The following is an 18,118-nucleotide window of genomic DNA, read 5'->3' on the forward strand; positions in this document are numbered from 1 at the left end:
ACCGGCACCCGCACCGGCGCCACCGGCTGCGGCAGCCGCGGCGGCGCCGGCCGCGAGACCGCCGCCCACGGGCAGCAGGACGCCGAGGGCGCCGAGCCCGAGGAGGCCGAGCACGAGGGGTGCGATGACGGCGCGCATGCCGTGGTTGACGTCGCCCAGCTCGAGCACGAGACCACGACAGGTGCCGCACTCCTCGAGGTGCGCCTCGACCTGCCCGGTCTCCCGCGTGCCCAGCCCGCCGCGGACGTAGGCGCCGAGCTTGCCGGCGACGTTCCGGCACCCGTCGTCGAGGGGGTCCTGCAGGTGCTGCTGCAGGTACGCCTGGCGCAGGCCCTCCCGCGCCCGGTACGCCAGCGCGGCCGTGCCGTTCGCGGTCAGCCCGAGGATGGGTGCGATCTCCGCGGGCGTCAGGCCCTCGACCTCGGTGTGCCAGAGCACGGCCTGCCACCGCTCGGGCAGCGAGTGGAACGCGCGCGCGACCACCCCGCGCTCGAAGCCGGCGAGCGCAGGCTCCTCCGCGGTGCCGGCCAGGGCGGTCCCCGCCTCGAGGACGGCGATGTCGTCGGTCGGCTGGACGCGTCGGTTCTTCTCGCGCCGCAGTCCCGCCACCCGACGCACGACGGTGAAGAKGTACGCGCGGAACGCCGCCTCGGGTCCGTTGCCCCGCTCGATGGCACCGAAGACGGCGGTGAACGAGTCGGCGACGACGTCGTCCGCGTCCTCCGGGGAGTCCGAGTACTGCCGGGCGACCACCCAGGCAGCGCCCGCGTGGCGCTCGTAGAGCGCGCCGATGGCAGCAGTGTCTCCGGAGCGCGCAGAGGCAATCAGCTCCGCGTCCCCGGTGACACCGCTGTCCAGCTGCGTGCTTGCTGACACGAACGGCTCCCGTCGGCATTCCTCGTCCGACGGCACAGCCTGCCATATGCGGCGTTTCCACATAAGCAGGGTGAAAGTTCGCCGGGTGAAAAGCCGCCCGAGTGGCGTCACACCCGACAGGTGTTGTCCTCTCATCCAGCGTGACGATCAACTCAGGGTCAAACAACGCCGCCTTCCCGACGGACGCGATGCCCTCGACGCTGCGGGAACGCTGGCGCGACGAGAGCGTCGGGTCGGTCTGGCTCCGACCGTCCGACTGGTACCACCCGGCGGTCGACGGGCTCGCCACCGCCCTGCTCACGACAGGGGACACCGCCGCCGCCGCCGGGGAGCTGGGCCAGGCCCGGGGCCATGACGGCGTCGGGATCGGTGAGGCGCTGGACGACCTGGCCTGCCTGTACCGGACCCTCGGCGCCAACGAGCCGCCGATGCCGGTCCTGCGCGCCCTGTGCGAGGGCTGGGCCGACGCCCAGGCCGGCGCCGTCGTCTTCGGCGCCGCGACGGACCCGGAGTCCGGGCTGCCGAGCCGTCAGTACCTGGCGCTCCGGCTCGCCGAGACCTACCGCGACGCGGCGCTGCCCACCCAGCGCGCACGCACCGTGACCGACCTCGGGCACCACCTGGTGATCATCGACGTCGCGACGGGGGACGTCGACCCGTTCACCCGGGCCGCCCGGTCCGCCGCGGTGGGCGCCGCCATGACCGTGACCTACGGCGACGGGCACCCGATGGCGACGCTGGGCGGCGGCGTCTTCGCCGTCCTGGCACGCGCCGACGAGGACCCGCACCCGCCGCTCGAGGCACTGCACCAGGAGATCGCCCGCCGCTGCGAGCTGCTCAAGGTCCAGGCGTCGACGCGGCAGCCCGTCCGCGTCTGGATCGAGCCGCTGCCGAGCACCCACGAGCAGGCGCTGCGGATGCTCGACCGGGTCGCGCGGCCCTGACCCGCTGTTCTCGACAGGTGTCGAGGAGGTAAAGCGCAGGTCAGGGACTTCTCGGTAGTCGACGGGGGACATCTCGGGCGAATGCGTCTACCGTCGATCCATGAACAGCGCTGGACTTGCTCCGAGCGACCCCACGACGCCTTCAGAACGAAGGGCCGCTGAGGTCGCTGAGTCGTACCCGCCCGACCTCCCCACCCAGCCCGACCGCCGGTCGACCGTGCCCGCCGACCAGCCCCTCCCTCCCGTCGACGAGGCCCTCGCCGCCTCCGCCGAACCCGGCCCGCTCCTCGCCTCCGGCACGACCGCCGACGTGTTCGCCCTCGACGACCTGCACGTGCTGCGCCGCTACCGCTCCGGTGCCGACGCCTGCCCCGAGGTGATCCTGCTGCGGCACGTCGTCGCGCACGACTTCCCCGCCCCCGCCGTCCTCGAGGCCAGCGGACCCGACCTGGTCATGGAGCGGCTGCACGGTCCGACGCTCTTGCAGGCGCTCGCGGCCGGCGAGGTGTCCCTGTCCGACGCGGCCCGCATCCTGCACGACCTGCACACCCGGCTCCACGCGATCCCGGCGCCCGCCGGGTGGAGGCAGGACGAGGACGGCGCGTGGCCTCAGGTCCCGTCCGGCCCGGTGGTCGTCCACCTCGACCTGCACCCGGGCAACGTGTTCCTCACCGAGACGCACGGGCCTGCGCTGGTCGACTGGGCCAACGCCCGTTCGGGCACCGCGGAGCTGGACGTCTCCCTGACCGCCCTGATCATCGCCGAGGTCGCCGTCGACGCCGGCGGCGTGTACTCGCAGGCGGCCCGGGCGCTCCTGGCAGCGTTCCTCACGGCCACGGACGTCGACCCGGTGGCCGAGCTGGACACGGCGGCTGCCCTGCGCGCCCAGGATCCCTCGCTGGTCCCCGGCGAGCGTGAGCTGGTCCCCGCCGCCGCGGTGCTGGTCCGGGACCTGGTCCAGGTCGCCTCGCACCCCTGATCGCAGGAACGACGACGGCCGCCCCGGTCAGCGGGGCGGCCGTCGTCGTGCGTGGGGTCAGCGGGCGCTGAACGTGAGGCAGTCCGCCTCTTCGTGGCCGGCGCCGACGCGGATGGACTCCGCGGTGCACTCGAGCGACGTGTTGTGCACGCACTCGGCGCGCTGGCAGGCGCCGACGTGGGTGATCACCTTGTCGAGACCGCCCTTGGTGCCGAGCGGGAAGAACGTGGTGCACTGCGCGTCGCCCGTGGTGCCGCCGATGTTCACGGCGGCGGCGTGGCAGTGGGAGTGGTCGTTGTACGAGCAGCCGGCGACCGAACACTCGGCGACTGCGGGCATGTCCATCAGGGTGCTCATGTCGACCTCCGTGGGGGCGGGACGTGCGTGCTTCCTTCGACGGTAGACCCGTCCCACGCACCCTGCCTAGCAAGGAAGGCCTGACTTACCCGCAGGTCAGAGGCACAATCCAGGTGAGGCTCGCCTTACGTCCGGGACGACCGCACCCGGCTGACGAGCTCCTTGACGGCGAGCACGACGCCGACGGCACCGACCAGCGGGAACATCCAGACGAGCCAACCGGCTCCGTCACCGGTCGGCAGCGCGACGGCAATGACGACGCCGACCAGCGTGACCAGCAGCGACGCACCGAGGCTGCAGATCAGGCCCCACATCCCGACGACCGTCGCCGCGCCCCGGACCGCCACGCTCGCGGCCTGCAGGTGGACCTGGCCGGCGTCGGGCCGGGTCCACGGGCTCGGCGCCGCGATCCCGGCGTCCCCCGCCGGCGCGGGACCGGCTGGCGACCAGGCTGCACCGTAGGGGGTGATCCCGTCGGGACCGGGGGCGGCCACCGCAGGTCGCGACCCGGCCGGCAGCGCGTCGTTGATCGCGTCGACGAGAAGCTGCTCGCCGAACCCCGCGAGGGAGCCGAGCACCCCGCCCTTCGTGCGGAGCTGGTGGACGGCCTCGACGGCTGCCTGGTGCTCGGCCGACACCCGCGTGTCTCCCCCCGCCGCGCGTGCCTGCTCGGCCAGCAGCGCGGCGAGCGGTGAACCGGCGTACCGCTCGTCGGTGACCGGCGGGTAGGCGTGGGTCAGCTGCTCGTTCGGTCCGTACCAGGTGACCGGCCCGATCCCCCCGGTGACCTCCTGCCCGAGGACCGGCTTGCCCGCGGCTCGCGCCGGCTGCACGTGCTCGGTCCAGCGCGCGCCGTCCCACCACCGGAGCATCCCGTCCCGCTGCGGGTCCGGATACCAGCTCGGTGCGACTGCGTCCACGGGGGCTCCTGTGCTTGAGGGCTCCGACGGCGACGGCCGGTTCCGCAGAGGAATCGGCCGTTCGTCGCGCGAGGTTGAGTGCCGGGTCAGGACGAGTGCGTCGCCCTACCGCCCTCGCACGCCCCCGTGGCGCGACGTCACGGGTTCAACCTGGCCCACGCTCAAGCCGGACGGACGCGCGGCCGACACAGTGCCATGAGTCTTTTCCGTCGTCATTCTCCTGCCCCCGCACCCGCGGCTCCCCCGTCGGCGGCGCCGAGCACCGAGAGCGGACCGTCCGAGGAGCTCATGGCCCTCGCCGAGCTCGCGCTCGGTCACGCGGTCCACTCGGTCGTGCCCGAGGGCGGTCCCCTCATCCCCTTCGCGATCATCGAGAACGCCGACGGGGAGCGGGCCCTCCACCGCTTCATGGACGAGCTGTCGGCAGCGCAGCAGCACGCCCGTGACGAGGTCAGGTCCGCGCCCACCGCCGTCCGCGCCGCGATCGCGTGGGACGGGTACCTGACGCTGGACGGTCAGCGGCAGGACGCCGTGTTCGTGGAGGCGTCGGACCGGGGCAGGGCGAGCATCGTCGTCGCCCACCGGTACCGCGACGTGCCGGACGCCGCCGAGCCGATCGGCGGCCCGGTGATGGTCGAGCGCGGCGGGCCGCTGCTCTAGGAGGCGCCGAGAAACGACCGAACGGCCGACCCCCCAGGGGGCCGGCCGTTCGTGTGCGGTGGGCGACGGGTCAGAAGTCMCAGTCGTCGTCCTCGGTGTTGACGGCCTTGCCGATGACGTACGACGAGCCGGACCCGGAGAAGAAGTCGTGGTTCTCGTCGGCGTTCGGGGACAGGGCCGACAGGATCGCCGGGTTCACGTCGGTCTCGTCGCGCGGGAAGAGCGACTCGTAGCCGAGGTTCATCAGGGCCTTGTTGGCGTTGTAGCGCAGGAACTTCTTGACGTCCTCGGTCAGGCCGACGCCGTCGTAGAGGTCCTGCGTGTACTCGACCTCGTTGTCGTACAGCTCGAAGAGGAGCTCGAACGTGTAGTCCTTGAGCTCCGCCTTCTCGGCGGCCGACAGCTTCTCGAGGCCCTTCTGGTACTTGTAGCCGATGTAGTACCCGTGCACGGCCTCGTCGCGGATGATCAGGCGGATGAGGTCGGCCGTGTTGGTGAGCTTGGCGCGGCTGGACCAGTACATCGGCAGGTAGAAGCCCGAGTAGAAGAGGAACGACTCCAGCAGGGTGCTGGCGACCTTCCGCTTCAGGGGCGAGTCGCCGCGGTAGTAGTCCATGACGATCTCGGCCTTGCGCTGCAGGTTCGGGTTCTCCTCCGACCAGCGGAACGCCTCGTCGATCTCCTTGGTGGAGCACAGCGTCGAGAAGATCGAGCTGTACGACTTGGCGTGCACCGACTCCATGAACGCGATGTTCGTGTAGACGGCCTCCTCGTGCGGCGTGATCGCGTCCGGGATCAGCGAGACGGCGCCGACCGTGCCCTGGATGGTGTCCAGGAGGGTCAGGCCGGTGAAGACGCGCATCGTGAGCGTCTTCTCCTGCTCCGTCAGCGTGGCCCACGACTGCACGTCGTTGGAGACCGGGACCTTCTCCGGCAGCCAGAAGTTGCCGACGAGGCGGTCCCAGACGTCCGCGTCCTTGTCGTCGTCGAGCCGGTTCCAGTTGATCGCGGAGACGCGGCTGACGAGCTTGAGCTTCTCGCTCATCGGAGTGCTTCCTTCGTGTCGTTCAGAGAATCCAGAGAAGTGGTCAGAGCATGCACGAGACGCAGCCCTCGACCTCGGTGCCCTCGAGTGCAAGCTGGCGCAGGCGGATGTAGTAGATCGTCTTGATGCCCTTGCGCCAGGCGTAGATCTGCGCCTTGTTCAGGTCCCGGGTGGTGGCCGTGTCCTTGAAGAACAGGGTCAGCGACAGGCCCTGGTCGACGTGCTGCGTCGCCTCGGCGTAGGTGTCGATGACCTTCTCGTAGCCGATCTCGTACGCGTCCTGGTAGTACTCCAGGTTGTCGTTCGTCATGAACGGCGCCGGGTAGTAGACGCGGCCGATCTTGCCTTCCTTGCGGATCTCGATCTTCGACGCGATCGGGTGGATCGAGCTCGTCGAGTGGTTGATGTACGAGATCGAGCCCGTCGGCGGGACGGCCTGGAGGTTCTGGTTGTAGATGCCGTGCTCCTTCACGAGCTCGGCAAGCGCACGCCAGTCGTCCTGTGTCGGGATGTGCACGCCGGCCTCGGCGAACAGCGCCTCGATGCGGGCCGTCTTCGGCTTCCACTCCTTCTCCGTGTACTTCTCGAAGTACTCGCCCGTCGCGTACTTGGAGTCCTCGAACCCGAAGAACTTCTGCTGGCGCTCCTGCGCGAGCAGGTTCGACGCACGGATGGCGTGGTACGCCACCGTGTAGAAGTAGATGTTGGTGAAGTCGAGGCCCTCGTCGGACCCGTAGAAGATGCGCTCGCGGGCCAGGTAGCCGTGCAGGTTCATCTGGCCGAGGCCGATGGCGTGGCCGCCGGCGTTCGCCTTCTTGATCGACGGGACCGACTCGATGTCCGTCTGGTCGGAGACACCGGTCAGGGCACGGATCGCGGTCTCGACGGACTTGCCGAAGTCGGGCGAGTCCATCGACAGCGCGATGTTCATCGAGCCGAGGTTGCAGGAGATGTCGCGGCCGACCGTCTTGTACGAGAGGTCCTCGTTGTACTCCGACGGCGTCGAGACCTGCAGGATCTCCGAGCACAGGTTCGAGTGCGTGATCTTGCCGGCGATCGGGTTGGCCCGGTTCACCGTGTCCTCGAACATGACGTACGGGTAGCCGGACTCGAACTGCAGCTCCGCGAGCGTCTGGAAGAACTCGCGCGCGCTGATCTTGGTCTTCTTGATCCGCGCGTCGTCGACCATCTCGTAGTACTTCTCGGTGACGTTGATGTCCGCGAACGGCACCCCGTACACGCGCTCGACGTCGTACGGCGAGAACAGGTACATGGGCTCGTTCTTCTTCGCCAGCTCGAACGTGATGTCCGGGATGACGACGCCCAGCGAGAGGGTCTTGATGCGGATCTTCTCGTCGGCGTTCTCGCGCTTGGTGTCGAGGAACCGGTAGATGTCCGGGTGGTGCGCGTGCAGGTACACGGCCCCGGCACCCTGGCGGGCACCGAGCTGGTTGGCGTACGAGAACGAGTCTTCGAGGAGCTTCATCACGGGGATGACGCCCGAGCTCTGGTTCTCGATGTGCTTGATGGGCGCGCCGTGCTCGCGGATGTTGCTGAGCAGGAGCGCCACGCCGCCGCCGCGCTTGGACAGCTGCAGGGCGGAGTTGATGCCGCGCGCGATGGACTCCATGTTGTCCTCGATGCGCAGCAGGAAGCAGGAGACGGGCTCGCCGCGCTGCGCCTTGCCGAGATTGAGGAACGTCGGCGTGGCCGGCTGGAAGCGGCCGGAGACGATCTCGTCGACCAGGGAGATCGCGAAGTCCTGGTTTCCCTCCGCCAGGGCGAGGGCGACCATGCAGACGCGGTCCTCGAAGCGCTCCAGGTACCGCTTCCCGTCGAACGTCTTCAGCGTGTACGACGTGTAGTACTTGAACGCGCCGAGGAACGTCTGGAAGCGGAACTTCTTGGAGTACGCGTACTCGAAGAGCGTCTTGATGAACGCGCGGTCGTACTGCCCGAGGACCTCGGGGTCGTAGTACTTGTTCTCGACCAGGTAGTCGAGCTTCTCGTTGAGGTCGTGGAAGAAGACCGTGTTCTGGTTGACGTGCTGCAGGAAGTACGCGCGCGCCGCCTCACGGTCCTTGTCGAACTGGATCTCACCGTCCGCGCCGTACAGGTTCAGCATGGCGTTGAGGGCGTGGTAATCCAGGCCCGACGTCTCTACGCGGGTATCTGCGACTGTCGTTGCCAAAATCTTCCCAATCCCTCGCGGACGTTGTGCACGTCCTCTGTCGTCCCCATGAGCTCGAAGCCATACAGGTAGGGGACGTGGCACTTGGCCGCGATGATGTCCCCCGCGATGCAGTACTTCTCGCCGAAGTTGGTGTTGCCGGCCGCGATGACTCCGCGGATCAGCGCACGGTTGTCCTCGTCGTTGAGGAACTTGATGACCTGCTTCGGTACTGCGCCACCTTCGTTACCTCCGCCGTACGTCGGCAGGATCAGCACGTACGGCTCGGAGGCGTGCAGGAACGGGTCTGTCGGACGCAACGGGATGCGCTGCGCCGACAGACCGAGCTTCTGCACGAATCGGTGGGTGTTGTCCGAGGCGGAGGAGAAGTAGACCAGGGAGCTCATCGGYCGGTTCCCCTCACCTCGGGTCGTGCGTGGTGCTCACGTGAAGACGCCGTGCGGGCGCAGAAGAGCCCGCCGAACCGGCGCGGTGTCGAGACCAGCGCCGATCCGGGGAGTCTCCGTCAGGCGACTGCCGTGGCCAGTCGGTCGGCCAGCGCCTTGATGCGGTCGGGGCGGTAGCCCGACCAGTGCTCGCCGTCGACGATCACGACGGGGGCCTGGAGGTGACCGAGCGACATGACGTAGTCACGCGCGTCGGCGTCCTCGCTGATGTCGACCACCGTGTAGTCGGTGTCGAGCTTGTCGAGCGCGCGGTAGGTCGCGGTGCACTGCACGCACGCCGGCTTGCTGTAGACCGTGATCGTCATGGTGGCTCCCCGTGTCCTGTCTGCGGCACGCTCCCCCCGGAGCGTTCGCGAAGCTGTGTCTCTCTGAAGCTGAAGGGCCCGTCTTCCGGACCTGATTCACGCTGCGACTGCGCTGAGACCCTTGTGAAGTTCTCTGCACTGCGTCGTGACTAGACACTACACCTAGGGGTCCCACACGCAACGGACCACTAGGGGTTGTAGTGACAAGCGTGTCATTCTTCACCCTGTGGAGAAGTTCCAGGCTACCGCGCACCACTGACACAGCCCCCGACCAGCGCCGATGCACCGCCGTGCACAGGCATCCACAGGGGGCCGTCCGGCGCCCACAAGGTGCTCCACAGGCAGTCCACACCCGCACTGTCCGGTTCGTCGTGAATGCCGTGCACGACACGCCAGAACCGATGCGCACGACACGCCAGGACCCCGTCGGGGACATGTACCCGAACGGCTGACGGGACCCGCTGTCACCGTCGTGCGGGATGCTGTCCCCGTGCAGATCACCACGCTCGGGGCGCTCGCCGTCGACGGTCGCCCCGTCCGCGGCGACCGCCTGGTGGCCCTCGTCGGGGCGCTCCTCGACGCCCGCGGGCGGGGGGTGTCGTCGGCGGCGCTCGTCGAGGACGTGTGGGAGGGCATCCCGCCCGACGACGCGGCCGGGGCGGTGCAGGCGCTCGTCTCGCGCGCCCGACGGCTGGGGTTCGCGATCGAGACGGCCCCCGGCGGCTACCGCCTGCCGACGGACGGTCTGCAGATCGACGTCGTCGACGCCGAGGACCTGCTCGCGAGCGGCCGGGACGCTCTGCGCTCGGGCGAGGCCGCGCACGCCCAGGACCTCGGCCGGCAGGCCCGCGCGCTGCTCCCGGGGGTCCCCGACCTCGACGACCCGGCGACCGCGCACCTGCTCGCCGGCGTGGTGACGCTGCAGGCCGAGGCCGGGCTCGCGCTCGGTCGCGTCGACGACCTCGTKGAGGACCTGCGGCGCTGCGCGCTGCGGACGCCGCCCGACGAGCCGCTGGTCGCCCTCCTGGTCCGCGTGCTCGCCGCGCAGGGCCGCGACGCCGAGGCGCTCGAGGTGGTCGAGCACCTGCGCTCCGAGCTCGCCGACCGGTACGGCACCGACCCGTCGCCCGTCGTCGCCCAGGCCCACCTCGCGCTGCTGCGCGGAGAGCTGGCGTCCGAGCCCGCCGCGCCGAGCCGCGCCGTCGTCGCGCTGCCTGCCCCCTGGCGCCGGCCGGCGACCGCGCTGGTCGGCCGCGACGACGACCTCACGCAGGTCGAGAGCGCGCTCGGGCAGGGGCCGCTCGTGACCATCGTCGCGACGGGCGGGGCCGGCAAGACCCGGCTGGCCGGCGAGGTCGCGCGCCGCGCGGTCGCCGCTGGGCGCTCGGTGCGGGTCGTCGAGCTGGCCGGTCTGCGCGCGCCCACCGAGGTGCTGCCCACCGTGCTCGCCGCGATCGGCGGGTCGGACGTGAGCGCCGCGCGCGCGGACCTGACGACCGAGCGCCGGCTCCTGACCCCGGAGGACCGGTTGCGGCTCGCCGCCCAGGACCTCGACGGGCTGATCGTGCTCGACAACTGCGAGCACGTGCTCGACGCCGCCGCGGTGGTCGTCGGCGACCTGCTGTCCGTCGCCTCCCCCGACGTCGTCGTGCTGGCCACGAGCCGTGCTCCCCTCGGCCTGGTGGGCGAGGGCGTGCACCGGCTGCGGGCCCTGCCCGACGCCGACGCGCTCGAGCTGCTGGAGACGCGGGCACGCGCCGGGCGGGCGGGCGTGGGCTGGCAGCCGGACCGCGCTCTGGAGCTGTGCCACCGGCTGGACAACCTCCCGCTCGCGCTCGAGCTGGCCGCGGCACGCCTGCGGTCCATGACCGTCGAGGACGTGCTCGACGGCCTGTCGGACCGGTTCGCGCTGCTCGACGACGCCCTGCGCGGGCTGCCCGAGCGGCATGCCAGCCTGTGGGCGATGGTCGACTGGAGCCGGGAGCTGCTCGACCCGTCCGACCGTGCGCTGGTCCAGCGGCTGGCCGTCGTGCCGACGTCGTTCACGGCGGAGACAGCCGTCGCGGTGTCGGGTGCGCATCCCGCGGGAGTCCGACGAGGGCTCGCCACCCTCGTCGAGCAGTCGCTGCTCACGCTCGACGAGGACGACGGCGGGCTGGCGCGCTACCGGATGCTCGAGACGGTCCGGGAGTACGGCGAGGTGCGGCTCGACGTCGCCGGCGAGCGGCCCGCGGCCATGGCCGGGCTGGTCCGCTGGGCGGCCGCGACCGCGGCCCGGCTCGGTGCGGACTTCGTCGGCGCCGGGCAGCTGGTCGCGTTCGACCGCTGCGCCACCGAGCAGGAGACCTTCGTCGCCGCGCTGCGGTGGGCCGTCGACCACGGGGACGAACCCGGTGCCGTCGACATCGCCAGCGCGCTGTTCCACCTCTGGAGCATCCGCGGGCTGCACGTCGAGTGCGTCGAGTGGGCGATGCGGCTCCTGCACGCCGACGACCCGGCCGCGCGCCGGGCGTCGACCCTGTTCCAGGGTGCCGCGGCGGGTCGGGCGCTGCCCGACGCCGACCGGGTGACCACCGCCGGCGTCTTCGCGGCAGTCAACGCCGGCGTCGCCACCTCGCAGCGTCCCGTCGCGCTGGCGTGGCGCGCGATCCGGCGCGTGCTCGCCGACCGGCCGGCGGAGGTGTCCCCGCGGATGCGCGCGCTCGCCGCGACCCTGCCCGCGCTCGGCTCCCCCGACGTCGACCAGAGCCTGGCCGCGGCGCAGCGGATGGTCGAGGCCGACGACGACTTCCTGCAGGGCCTCGGGCTCTTCATGCGTGCCGCGGTGCGGGAGAACGCCGGCGACCCGTCGATGTCCAGTGCCGACGCGCGCGAGGCGTACCGCCGGTTCCAGTCCATCGGCGACCACTGGGGCATGGGGATGGCGGCGCAGGGCATCGGCCAGTGGGAGAGCGCGCGCAACGGCGGTGACTCCGAGCGGTGGCTGCGGGAGAGCCTGGAGCACCTCGAGCTGGTCGGTGCCATGCAGGACGTGCGCAGCCTCCGGGTCCAGCTGGACATGCAGCGCGCGCTGGCGGGCGACGAGCAGGCCACGGCACAGCTGCGCGAGGTGACGACCTCCATGCAGGCGGACGACGTGGACGCCGCGCAGGCCCACCTCGGCCTGGCGCAGGTGGCGTCGCAGGCGGGACGGGTGCAAGAGGCGATCGACCACGCCGAGGCGGCGGCAGCGCTGGTCACCGCCACGCGCGTCCCCATGCACCAGGCACGCGTCGTGTTCCTCGTCGCCGTCGCCGTCACGCACCTGCACGTCGCGGCGCTGCCCGGCGAGCACACCACGGCCTCGGTGGACCGCGCGGTCGAGCTGCTCCGGGCGGCGGGGGCCGACGCGGCCGTGACCAGCGACATGCCCGTGCTCGGGACCTACGCGCTCGGCTTCGCGGAGCTGGCCGCCTACCGGGGCGAGGACGACCGCGCACACGAGCTGTGGGCCCTCGGCACGCGGCTCGGCGCCAACCTCGTGCCCTACTTCCAGCTGGGCCTGGGCGGGTCGAAGGCCGAGCCGGTGGGCGACGGCACCGCCCGGGGCGCGCTGCTCACGCAGTGGCAGGCCCTGCGCCCGGCGCAGGCAGCCGCACGGGTGCGGGAGCTGACGCACGACGCCGGCTGAGACGGTTCCCCGTCCCAGCCGGCGTCGGTGCGGTGTCGTCAGACCTTGCGGCGGTACGCGCGCATGGCCAGCGGCAGGAACACCGCGACCAGCCCGACGCACCACGCCAGCGTCCAGTAGACGCTGTCACCCATCGGCGTGCCGAGGAACAGGCCGCGCATCGCCGCGACCAGGTGGGTCAGCGGGTTCCACGCCACGAAGTTCTGCATCCAGCTGGGCAGCGTCGCGGCGGGGACGAACACGTTCGACGCGAAGCTCAGCGGCATGATGATGAGGAACATGATCCCCTGCACCGCGCCGGAGGTCCGGACCTTCATCCCGACGAACACGGAGACCCAGCTCAGGCACAGGGCGAACAGCACGGCGAGCAGGCAGCCGGCGACCGCGCTCAGCGGGTCGGTGAGGATCCGGAAGCCCATCAGGTACCCGACGATGAACGTCGACAGGATGACGATCACGTAGCGGACCACGTCCCCGAGCACGGCGCCGATCAGCGGCGACGACCGCGGGATGGGCAGCGACTTGAAGCGGTCGAAGATGCCCTTGTCCAGGTCGGTGTTGAGGTTGACCCCGATCGCGATCGCGCCCTGCGCGATGGTCTGCGCCAGGATGCCCGGCAGCAGGAACTGCAGGTAGGTGTGGGTGTCACCCGCCACCGCGCCGCCGAAGATGTAGACGAAGATCACGAGGAAGATCGCCGGCTGCAGCGTGACGTCGATGAGCGCCTCGGGCGTCCGCCACGTCTTGATCAGGCTGCGCTTCGCCAGCGACAGCGAGTGCCGGACCAGCGGGAACGGCTTGTGGGTGGCGGTCGCGGCCGACGTGGGGGCCAGACGCGGGGCTCGGGGCTGCGTGAGCGTGGTCATCAGGCCACCTCCTTCTCGGTCGTGCCGGTCGTGTCGTCCTCAGAGGCCGTGCGGCCGGTGAGGGAGAAGAACACCTCGTCCAGGCTGGGCAGGTGCAGGGACAGCTYGGTGACGCCGATCCCGGCGCTCGCCAGGCGGGACACCGTGGCGGTGAGCGCCGAGTCGTCGGCGACGGGGACCGCGAGGACGCCCTTGCGGATCTCCTCCGGCCCGCCGGTGCCCGTCGACACGTGGCCCAGGATGGTCGCGGCCTCCTCCAGGCGCGTCAGGTCCGACGGGCGCACCTCGAGCGTCTGCCCGCCGACCACGCGCTTCAGCCCCTMGGGGGTGTCGTGCGCGATGACGCGACCGTGGTCGATGACCGTGATCTCGTCGGCGAGCGCGTCCGCCTCCTCCAGGTACTGCGTCGTCAGCAGGACGGTCGAGCCGTCCGTGACCAGCGAGCGCACGACGTCCCACATGTCCTCGCGCTTGGCGGGGTCCAGGCCGGTCGTCGGCTCGTCGAGGAAGATCACGTCCGGGCGGCCGACGAGGCTCGCGGCCAGGTCGAGCCGGCGACGCATGCCACCCGAGTACGTCTTGGCCGGGCGGTCCGCGGCCGCAGTCAGGTCGAACCACTCCAGCAGCTCGGCGGCGCGGGCACGGGCGCCGGCGCGGCCGAGGTCCAGCAGCGTGCCGAACAGGACGAGGTTCTGGCGGCCGGAGAGGTCCTCGTCGACGGACGCGTACTGGCCGGTGAGGCCGATCGACTGCCGGACGCGCTCGGCGTCCTTGACCACGTCGAAACCGCCGATGCGGGCGTGGCCGGAGTCGGGGACGAGCAGGGTGGACAGGATGCGGACCGCCGTCGTCTTGCCGGCACCGTTGGGGCCGAGCACACCGAGGACGGTGCCGCGAGCGACGGCGAGATCGACGCCCTGGAGGGCCTTCGTCTCGCCGAAGTGCTTGACGAGGCCTTCGGCCTCGATCACCAGGTCTTGTGTCATGGCTCCAGCGTGGAGGGGCGCGCTGACAGCCCACCGACACGCGGCTGACACGGCCGGTGTCGGCGCGACGTCCGCCGATTCGAGCGCCCCGAGCACCGATCCTGCGGACGTCCGAGGAAGTGAGCGCCGGAGCAACCACATCCTCGGACGCTGCTCGTGATCGACCGGGATGTCCGAGGAAGTGAGCGCTGGAACGGCCAGATGCTCGGACGTTGCAGGTCAGCGCAGCGCCGCGAGCAGGCGGTCCAGCTCGTCGTCGGACGTGTAGTAGTGCGGGCTCGCACGGACGACCTCCGTGAGGCCGCGGGCACCGAAGTCGAGCTGGGCCGACGAGATGCGGGTGACGCTGACGTTCACGCCCGCGGCGGCGACCCGGGCGCGGACCTCGTCGGCACGCATCCCGTCGACCGTGAAGGTGACGATGCCGGACTTGCGCACCCCCTTGTCGCGCACCGTGACGCCGAGGGTCTGGGACAGGTCCTCGCGCAGCCGTTCTGCGAGGCCGGTGACACGCTCCTCGATCTGCGCCAAACCGTAGGAGAGCGCGTAGTCGACGGCCGCACCGAGACCCAGGATGTCGGCGATCGACCGTTCCCACGTCTCGAACCGCAGGGCGCCCGGGACCACCTCGTAGGACGTCGGCGACGTCCACCGGGCCGCGCCGAGGCCGAGGACGGGCGGCACCAGGCTGTCGGTGATCGCACGGCTCGCGTACAGGAAGCCGGTGCCGCGCGGTCCGCGCAGGAACTTGCGGCCCGTGGCGGCGAGCAGGTCACAGCCGAGGGTCTCGACGTCGACGTCGAGCTGGCCGACCGACTGGCACGCGTCGAGCAGGAACGGGACGCCGGCCCTCCTGGTGAGGGCGCCCACCGCCTGCGCGGGATTGACGACGCCGCCCCCGGTCGGGATGTGCGTCAGCGCGACGAGGGCGACGTCGCTGTCGAGCCGGCGCTCCAGCCGGTCGAGGTCGACCTGGCCGTGCTCGTCGTCCTCGATCACCTCGAGGGTCGCGCCGGAGCGCTCGCACGCCTGCAGGAGGGCGATCGCGTTGCTGATGTACTCGGTGCGCGCGGTGAGGATGCGCTGGCCGGGCTTGAGCGGGATCGACGAGAACGCGACGTTCCAGGCGGCGGTCGCGCTCTGCACCAGCGCGATCTCGTCCGCCTGCGCACCGACCAGCCGCGCGACCGAGGCGTACACGTCGGCCACCCGCGCCTCGGACTCGGCCTCCGCCTCGTACGGACCGATCTCCGCCTCGCGCGTGAGGTGGGCGACCACGGTGTCCGTCACGACGCTCGGGCGCAGCGCACCACCGGCGTTGTTCAGGTGGGCGACGTGGTCGATGCCGGGCGTGTCACGGCGGGCGCGGTCGAGATCGATCGTCACGATCAGGGAGTCTAGGCAGCGCACACTAGCCGAACGAGGGTCAGCGGCTGCTCGGGCGCCAGAGGACGACGGCGGCGCGGTCGGCCGTCGTCGTCGGTCGGCGGCTGCGGCTGGCTGTGCGGTTGACGGCGACGACGTCGCCGCGGGGGTCGGCCGTGAAGATGCGGCGGCCCGGGTCGACGAACGCGCGCAGGTACTCGACCTGCCGCTTCAGCTGCTCGAGCTCGGTCTCGAGCTCGAGGATCCGCTTGATGCCGGCCAGGTTGACGCCCTCGTCCTGGGACAGCCGCTGCACCTCGCGCAGCGTCGCGATGTCCCGCAGCGAGTACCGCCGGCCGCGGCCGCTGGCCCGGCTGGGGATGACCAGACCGAGCCGGTCGTACTGGCGCAGGGTCTGCGGGTGCATGCCGGCCAGCTCGGCTGCGACCGAGATGACGTAGACCTTGGCGTCCTCGGCAGGCATGGCTACTTCTTGGCCGCGTCGAGCAGGTCTGCGCGCACGTCCTCACCGGACGTCGCGATGCCGAACGCCTGGACGGCCTCGCGGGCGGCGGCACTGAGCCGCTGCGGCACGACGACCTGGACGGTGATGAGCAGATCGCCCTTGCTGCCGGGGATGCCCTTGCCCTTGACGCGCAGGACACGGCCCGACGGGGTGCCCTCGGGGACCTTGACCCGGACGGTCGACCCGTCGAGCGTCGGCACCTCGATCGTGGCGCCCAGCGCGGCCTCGTCGAACGCGACGGGGACCGTGATCCGCAGGTTCTCGCCGTCGATGGTGAACACGGGGTGCGGGGTGACGCGGACGGTGATGACGAGGTCGCCCGCAGGCCCGCCACCGGCGCCGGGGCGGCCCTTGCCGCGCAGCCGGATCTTCTGGCCGTCGCGGACCCCCGCGGGGATACGCGCGTTGACCGTGCGGCCCTCGACGGTGAGCGACACCGTCGACCCCTCGACCGCCTGCCGGAAGGGCAGGGTCGCGCTGGTGGCCAGGTCGGCGCCCTGCTGCGGACCGAACCCTCCCGCGCCGCCGCCGTTGCCGAACAGCCCGCCGAGCAGGTCCTCGAAGCCGGCCGCGCCGCCGGGGGCGTTGGTGTACCGGACGCGACCGCCGCCGGGCTGTCCCCCGCCGAACATGCCGCCGAAGACGTCCTCGAAGCCGGCGCCGCCGCGGCCGCCCGAGGTGAACCGCGGGCCGCCCGCCATGGCACGCAGCTGGTCGTACTGGCCGCGCTGCTCCGGGTCGGACAGCACCGCGTAGGCCTCGCCGACGTCCTTGAACCGCGCCTCCGCCTTGGCGTCCCCCGGGTTGTGGTCCGGGTGCTCCTGGCGCGCGAGCTTGCGGTACGCCTTCTTGATGGTGGCGGCGTCGGCGTCCTTGGGGACGCCGAGGACCGAGTAGAAGTCCTTCTCGAGCCAGTCCTGACCGGTCACGCCGCTCCTTCCTTGATGTTCGTCCGAGGCCCCACGTGTCTGACAGACACGCGGGACCTCGGACGCTACTGCGCTTCTTACGCCTCGGGGTCCACGACCGCGACGCGGGCCGCCCGGATGACCCGGTCGGGCGTGCGGTACCCCGGCTGGAGCACCATCTGCACGGTCGACTCCGTGACGTCCGCGGAGTGCGAGTGCATGAGCGCCTCGTGCACCGCGGGGTCGAACGTCTCCCCCGCCTCGCCGTAGCGGACCACGCCGAACCGGCCGAGGGTGCCCTCGAGCTTCTCCGCGATCGAGACGAACGGTCCGGTGAGGTCACCGTGCTGGCGGGCCAGCTCGATGTCGTCCAGCACCGGGATGAGCGCCTCCACGATGGTGTGCACACCGCGCTCGTGGGCGGCGAGGGCGTCGGCCTTCGACCGCTTCACGAACCCGGAGTACTGCTGCTCGAGGTTGTAGTAGGCCGCCTGCGACCGCTGCAGCTCCTCGAGCCGCTCGGCCGCCAGCTTCTCGACGGCGACGAGCCCCTCGAGCACGACCTCCTCCTCGGCGGAGGCCGCGATGGACTCCGCGTCGGCGAGGATCTGCTCCTCGGGGGTCAGCTCCTCGTTGGCGTCGTCGGGACCCGTCGTCACTTGCGAGCCTCGTCCTCGTCGTCGACGATCTCGGCGTCCACGACGTCCTCGTCGGACGTGGTGTCCGCCGCGGGCTGCTCGTCGGCCGGCGCGTTCGCCGCCATGTTGTCCGCCGAGTAGATCGCCTCGCCGATCTTCTGGCTCACCGCGAGCAGGGCCGAGTGCTTGGCCTTGACCTCGTCGATGTCGGTGCCCGCGAGCGCCGTCTTCAGCTCGGTGACCGCGGTCTGCACCTCGGTCTTCACGTCCTCGGGCAGCTTGTCCGCGTTGTCGGCCAGCAGCTTGTCGGTCGAGTAGGCCAGCTGCTCGGCCGTGTTGCGGGTCTCGGCCTCCTCGCGACGCGCCTTGTCCTCGGCGGCGTGCTCCTCGGCCTCGCGCACCATGCGCTCGATGTCCTCCTTGGGGAGGGCCGAGC

18 protein-coding genes are annotated in these 18,118 nt (G+C 71.3%); 4 read left to right on the top strand and 14 right to left on the bottom strand.

The window, feature by feature from the left end; genetic code table 11:
* On the bottom strand, nt 1–876 hold an 876-nt coding region (locus ACXJKF_RS21705; RefSeq protein WP_456789821.1), incomplete at its 3' end, for a sigma-70 family RNA polymerase sigma factor.
* Nucleotides 877–1,016: 140 nt separating this feature from the next.
* On the opposite strand from ACXJKF_RS21705, the gene ACXJKF_RS21710 reads away from it, so the two are divergent.
* Nucleotides 1,017–1,820 (top strand): hypothetical protein, encoded by an 804-nt coding sequence (locus ACXJKF_RS21710; protein ID WP_456789822.1) that lies wholly within the window; start codon nt 1,017–1,019, stop codon nt 1,818–1,820.
* A gap of 100 nt (nt 1,821–1,920) precedes the next feature.
* Entirely contained in the window at nt 1,921–2,799 is an 879-nt protein-coding gene (locus ACXJKF_RS21715; RefSeq protein WP_456789823.1) for a phosphotransferase, read from the top strand.
* A 57-nt stretch (nt 2,800–2,856) separates the two neighbouring features.
* On the opposite strand, the gene ACXJKF_RS21720 is transcribed toward ACXJKF_RS21715, so the two are convergent.
* Both ACXJKF_RS21720 and ACXJKF_RS21725 read right to left on the bottom strand, forming a co-directional pair.
* The gene (locus ACXJKF_RS21720; RefSeq protein WP_307494382.1) at nt 2,857–3,156 is read right to left on the bottom strand and encodes a DUF1540 domain-containing protein; all 300 of its coding nucleotides are present in this window, start codon (nt 3,154–3,156) and stop codon (nt 2,857–2,859) included.
* A gap of 125 nt (nt 3,157–3,281) precedes the next feature.
* Nucleotides 3,282–4,076, bottom strand: a complete 795-nt coding sequence (locus tag ACXJKF_RS21725) for a DUF2510 domain-containing protein (RefSeq protein ID WP_456789824.1) — start codon at nt 4,074–4,076, stop codon at nt 3,282–3,284.
* Nucleotides 4,077–4,271: 195 nt separating this feature from the next.
* Between ACXJKF_RS21725 and ACXJKF_RS21730 the strand changes: the two genes are divergently transcribed.
* Nucleotides 4,272–4,736 (top strand): hypothetical protein, encoded by a 465-nt coding sequence (locus ACXJKF_RS21730; RefSeq protein ID WP_456789825.1) that lies wholly within the window; start codon nt 4,272–4,274, stop codon nt 4,734–4,736.
* 70 nt (nt 4,737–4,806) lie between these two features.
* Here ACXJKF_RS21730 and nrdF read toward each other — a convergent pair whose 3' ends face one another.
* From nrdF to nrdH, 4 genes are all read right to left on the bottom strand, one after another.
* A complete protein-coding gene (nrdF, locus tag ACXJKF_RS21735; protein WP_456789826.1) occupies nt 4,807–5,781 on the bottom strand; it encodes a class 1b ribonucleoside-diphosphate reductase subunit beta in 975 nt (324 codons plus the stop codon).
* A 43-nt stretch (nt 5,782–5,824) separates the two neighbouring features.
* Nucleotides 5,825–7,972, bottom strand: a complete 2,148-nt coding sequence (gene nrdE / locus ACXJKF_RS21740) for a class 1b ribonucleoside-diphosphate reductase subunit alpha (RefSeq protein WP_456789827.1) — start codon at nt 7,970–7,972, stop codon at nt 5,825–5,827.
* Nucleotides 7,942–8,358, bottom strand: coding sequence for a class Ib ribonucleoside-diphosphate reductase assembly flavoprotein NrdI (nrdI, locus tag ACXJKF_RS21745; RefSeq protein WP_456789828.1), 417 nt, complete (start codon nt 8,356–8,358; stop codon nt 7,942–7,944). The genes nrdE and nrdI overlap by 31 nt, the downstream gene beginning before the upstream one ends.
* Before the next feature lie 119 nt (nt 8,359–8,477).
* On the bottom strand, nt 8,478–8,723 hold the full coding sequence (nrdH, locus tag ACXJKF_RS21750) for a glutaredoxin-like protein NrdH (protein ID WP_056593797.1): 246 nt from the start codon (nt 8,721–8,723) through the stop codon (nt 8,478–8,480).
* 490 nt (nt 8,724–9,213) lie between these two features.
* Here nrdH and ACXJKF_RS21755 point away from each other — a divergent pair, with 490 nt between their 5' ends.
* Nucleotides 9,214–12,393: a BTAD domain-containing putative transcriptional regulator gene (locus tag ACXJKF_RS21755; protein ID WP_456789829.1), complete on the top strand. Its 3,180-nt coding sequence runs from the start codon at nt 9,214–9,216 to the stop codon at nt 12,391–12,393.
* A gap of 38 nt (nt 12,394–12,431) precedes the next feature.
* Here the strand turns inward: ACXJKF_RS21755 and ACXJKF_RS21760 are convergent, their stop codons facing one another.
* The 7 genes from ACXJKF_RS21760 to ACXJKF_RS21790 form a co-directional block, all read right to left on the bottom strand.
* On the bottom strand, nt 12,432–13,259 hold the full coding sequence (locus ACXJKF_RS21760; protein WP_456789830.1) for an ABC transporter permease: 828 nt from the start codon (nt 13,257–13,259) through the stop codon (nt 12,432–12,434).
* A complete protein-coding gene (locus ACXJKF_RS21765) occupies nt 13,259–14,245 on the bottom strand; it encodes an ATP-binding cassette domain-containing protein (RefSeq protein WP_456789831.1) in 987 nt (328 codons plus the stop codon). The genes ACXJKF_RS21760 and ACXJKF_RS21765 overlap by 1 nt, the downstream gene beginning before the upstream one ends.
* A gap of 219 nt (nt 14,246–14,464) precedes the next feature.
* Nucleotides 14,465–15,631: an aminotransferase class V-fold PLP-dependent enzyme gene (locus ACXJKF_RS21770; RefSeq protein WP_456789832.1), complete on the bottom strand. Its 1,167-nt coding sequence runs from the start codon at nt 15,629–15,631 to the stop codon at nt 14,465–14,467.
* A 40-nt stretch (nt 15,632–15,671) separates the two neighbouring features.
* Nucleotides 15,672–16,094 (bottom strand): heat shock protein transcriptional repressor HspR, encoded by a 423-nt coding sequence (locus ACXJKF_RS21775; RefSeq protein ID WP_456789833.1) that lies wholly within the window; start codon nt 16,092–16,094, stop codon nt 15,672–15,674.
* 2 nt (nt 16,095–16,096) lie between these two features.
* Nucleotides 16,097–17,065, bottom strand: a complete 969-nt coding sequence (locus ACXJKF_RS21780; protein WP_456789834.1) for a DnaJ C-terminal domain-containing protein — start codon at nt 17,063–17,065, stop codon at nt 16,097–16,099.
* A 77-nt stretch (nt 17,066–17,142) separates the two neighbouring features.
* Nucleotides 17,143–17,703 (bottom strand): nucleotide exchange factor GrpE, encoded by a 561-nt coding sequence (gene grpE, locus ACXJKF_RS21785; protein ID WP_456789835.1) that lies wholly within the window; start codon nt 17,701–17,703, stop codon nt 17,143–17,145.
* The coding region (locus ACXJKF_RS21790; protein ID WP_456789836.1) for an Hsp70 family protein at nt 17,700–18,118 on the bottom strand (419 nt) is incomplete at its 5' end. The genes ACXJKF_RS21790 and grpE, both read right to left, overlap by 4 nt.

It is taken from the genome of Cellulomonas sp. P5_C5 (assembly GCF_054049655.1).

Excerpts from the sequence above, each read along its gene's own strand:
- ACXJKF_RS21715 (WP_456789823.1), top strand. The coding sequence starts at position 1,921 with ATGAACAGCGCTGGACTTGCTCCGAGCGACCCCACGACGCCTTCAGAA.
- ACXJKF_RS21720 (WP_307494382.1), bottom strand. The coding sequence starts at position 3,156 with ATGAGCACCCTGATGGACATGCCCGCAGTCGCCGAGTGTTCGGTCGCC.
- ACXJKF_RS21730 (WP_456789825.1), top strand. The coding sequence starts at position 4,272 with ATGAGTCTTTTCCGTCGTCATTCTCCTGCCCCCGCACCCGCGGCTCCC.
- nrdI (WP_456789828.1), bottom strand. The coding sequence starts at position 8,358 with ATGAGCTCCCTGGTCTACTTCTCCTCCGCCTCGGACAACACCCACCGA.
- nrdH (WP_056593797.1), bottom strand. The coding sequence starts at position 8,723 with ATGACGATCACGGTCTACAGCAAGCCGGCGTGCGTGCAGTGCACCGCG.
- ACXJKF_RS21760 (WP_456789830.1), bottom strand. The coding sequence starts at position 13,259 with ATGACCACGCTCACGCAGCCCCGAGCCCCGCGTCTGGCCCCCACGTCG.
- ACXJKF_RS21775 (WP_456789833.1), bottom strand. The coding sequence starts at position 16,094 with ATGCCTGCCGAGGACGCCAAGGTCTACGTCATCTCGGTCGCAGCCGAG.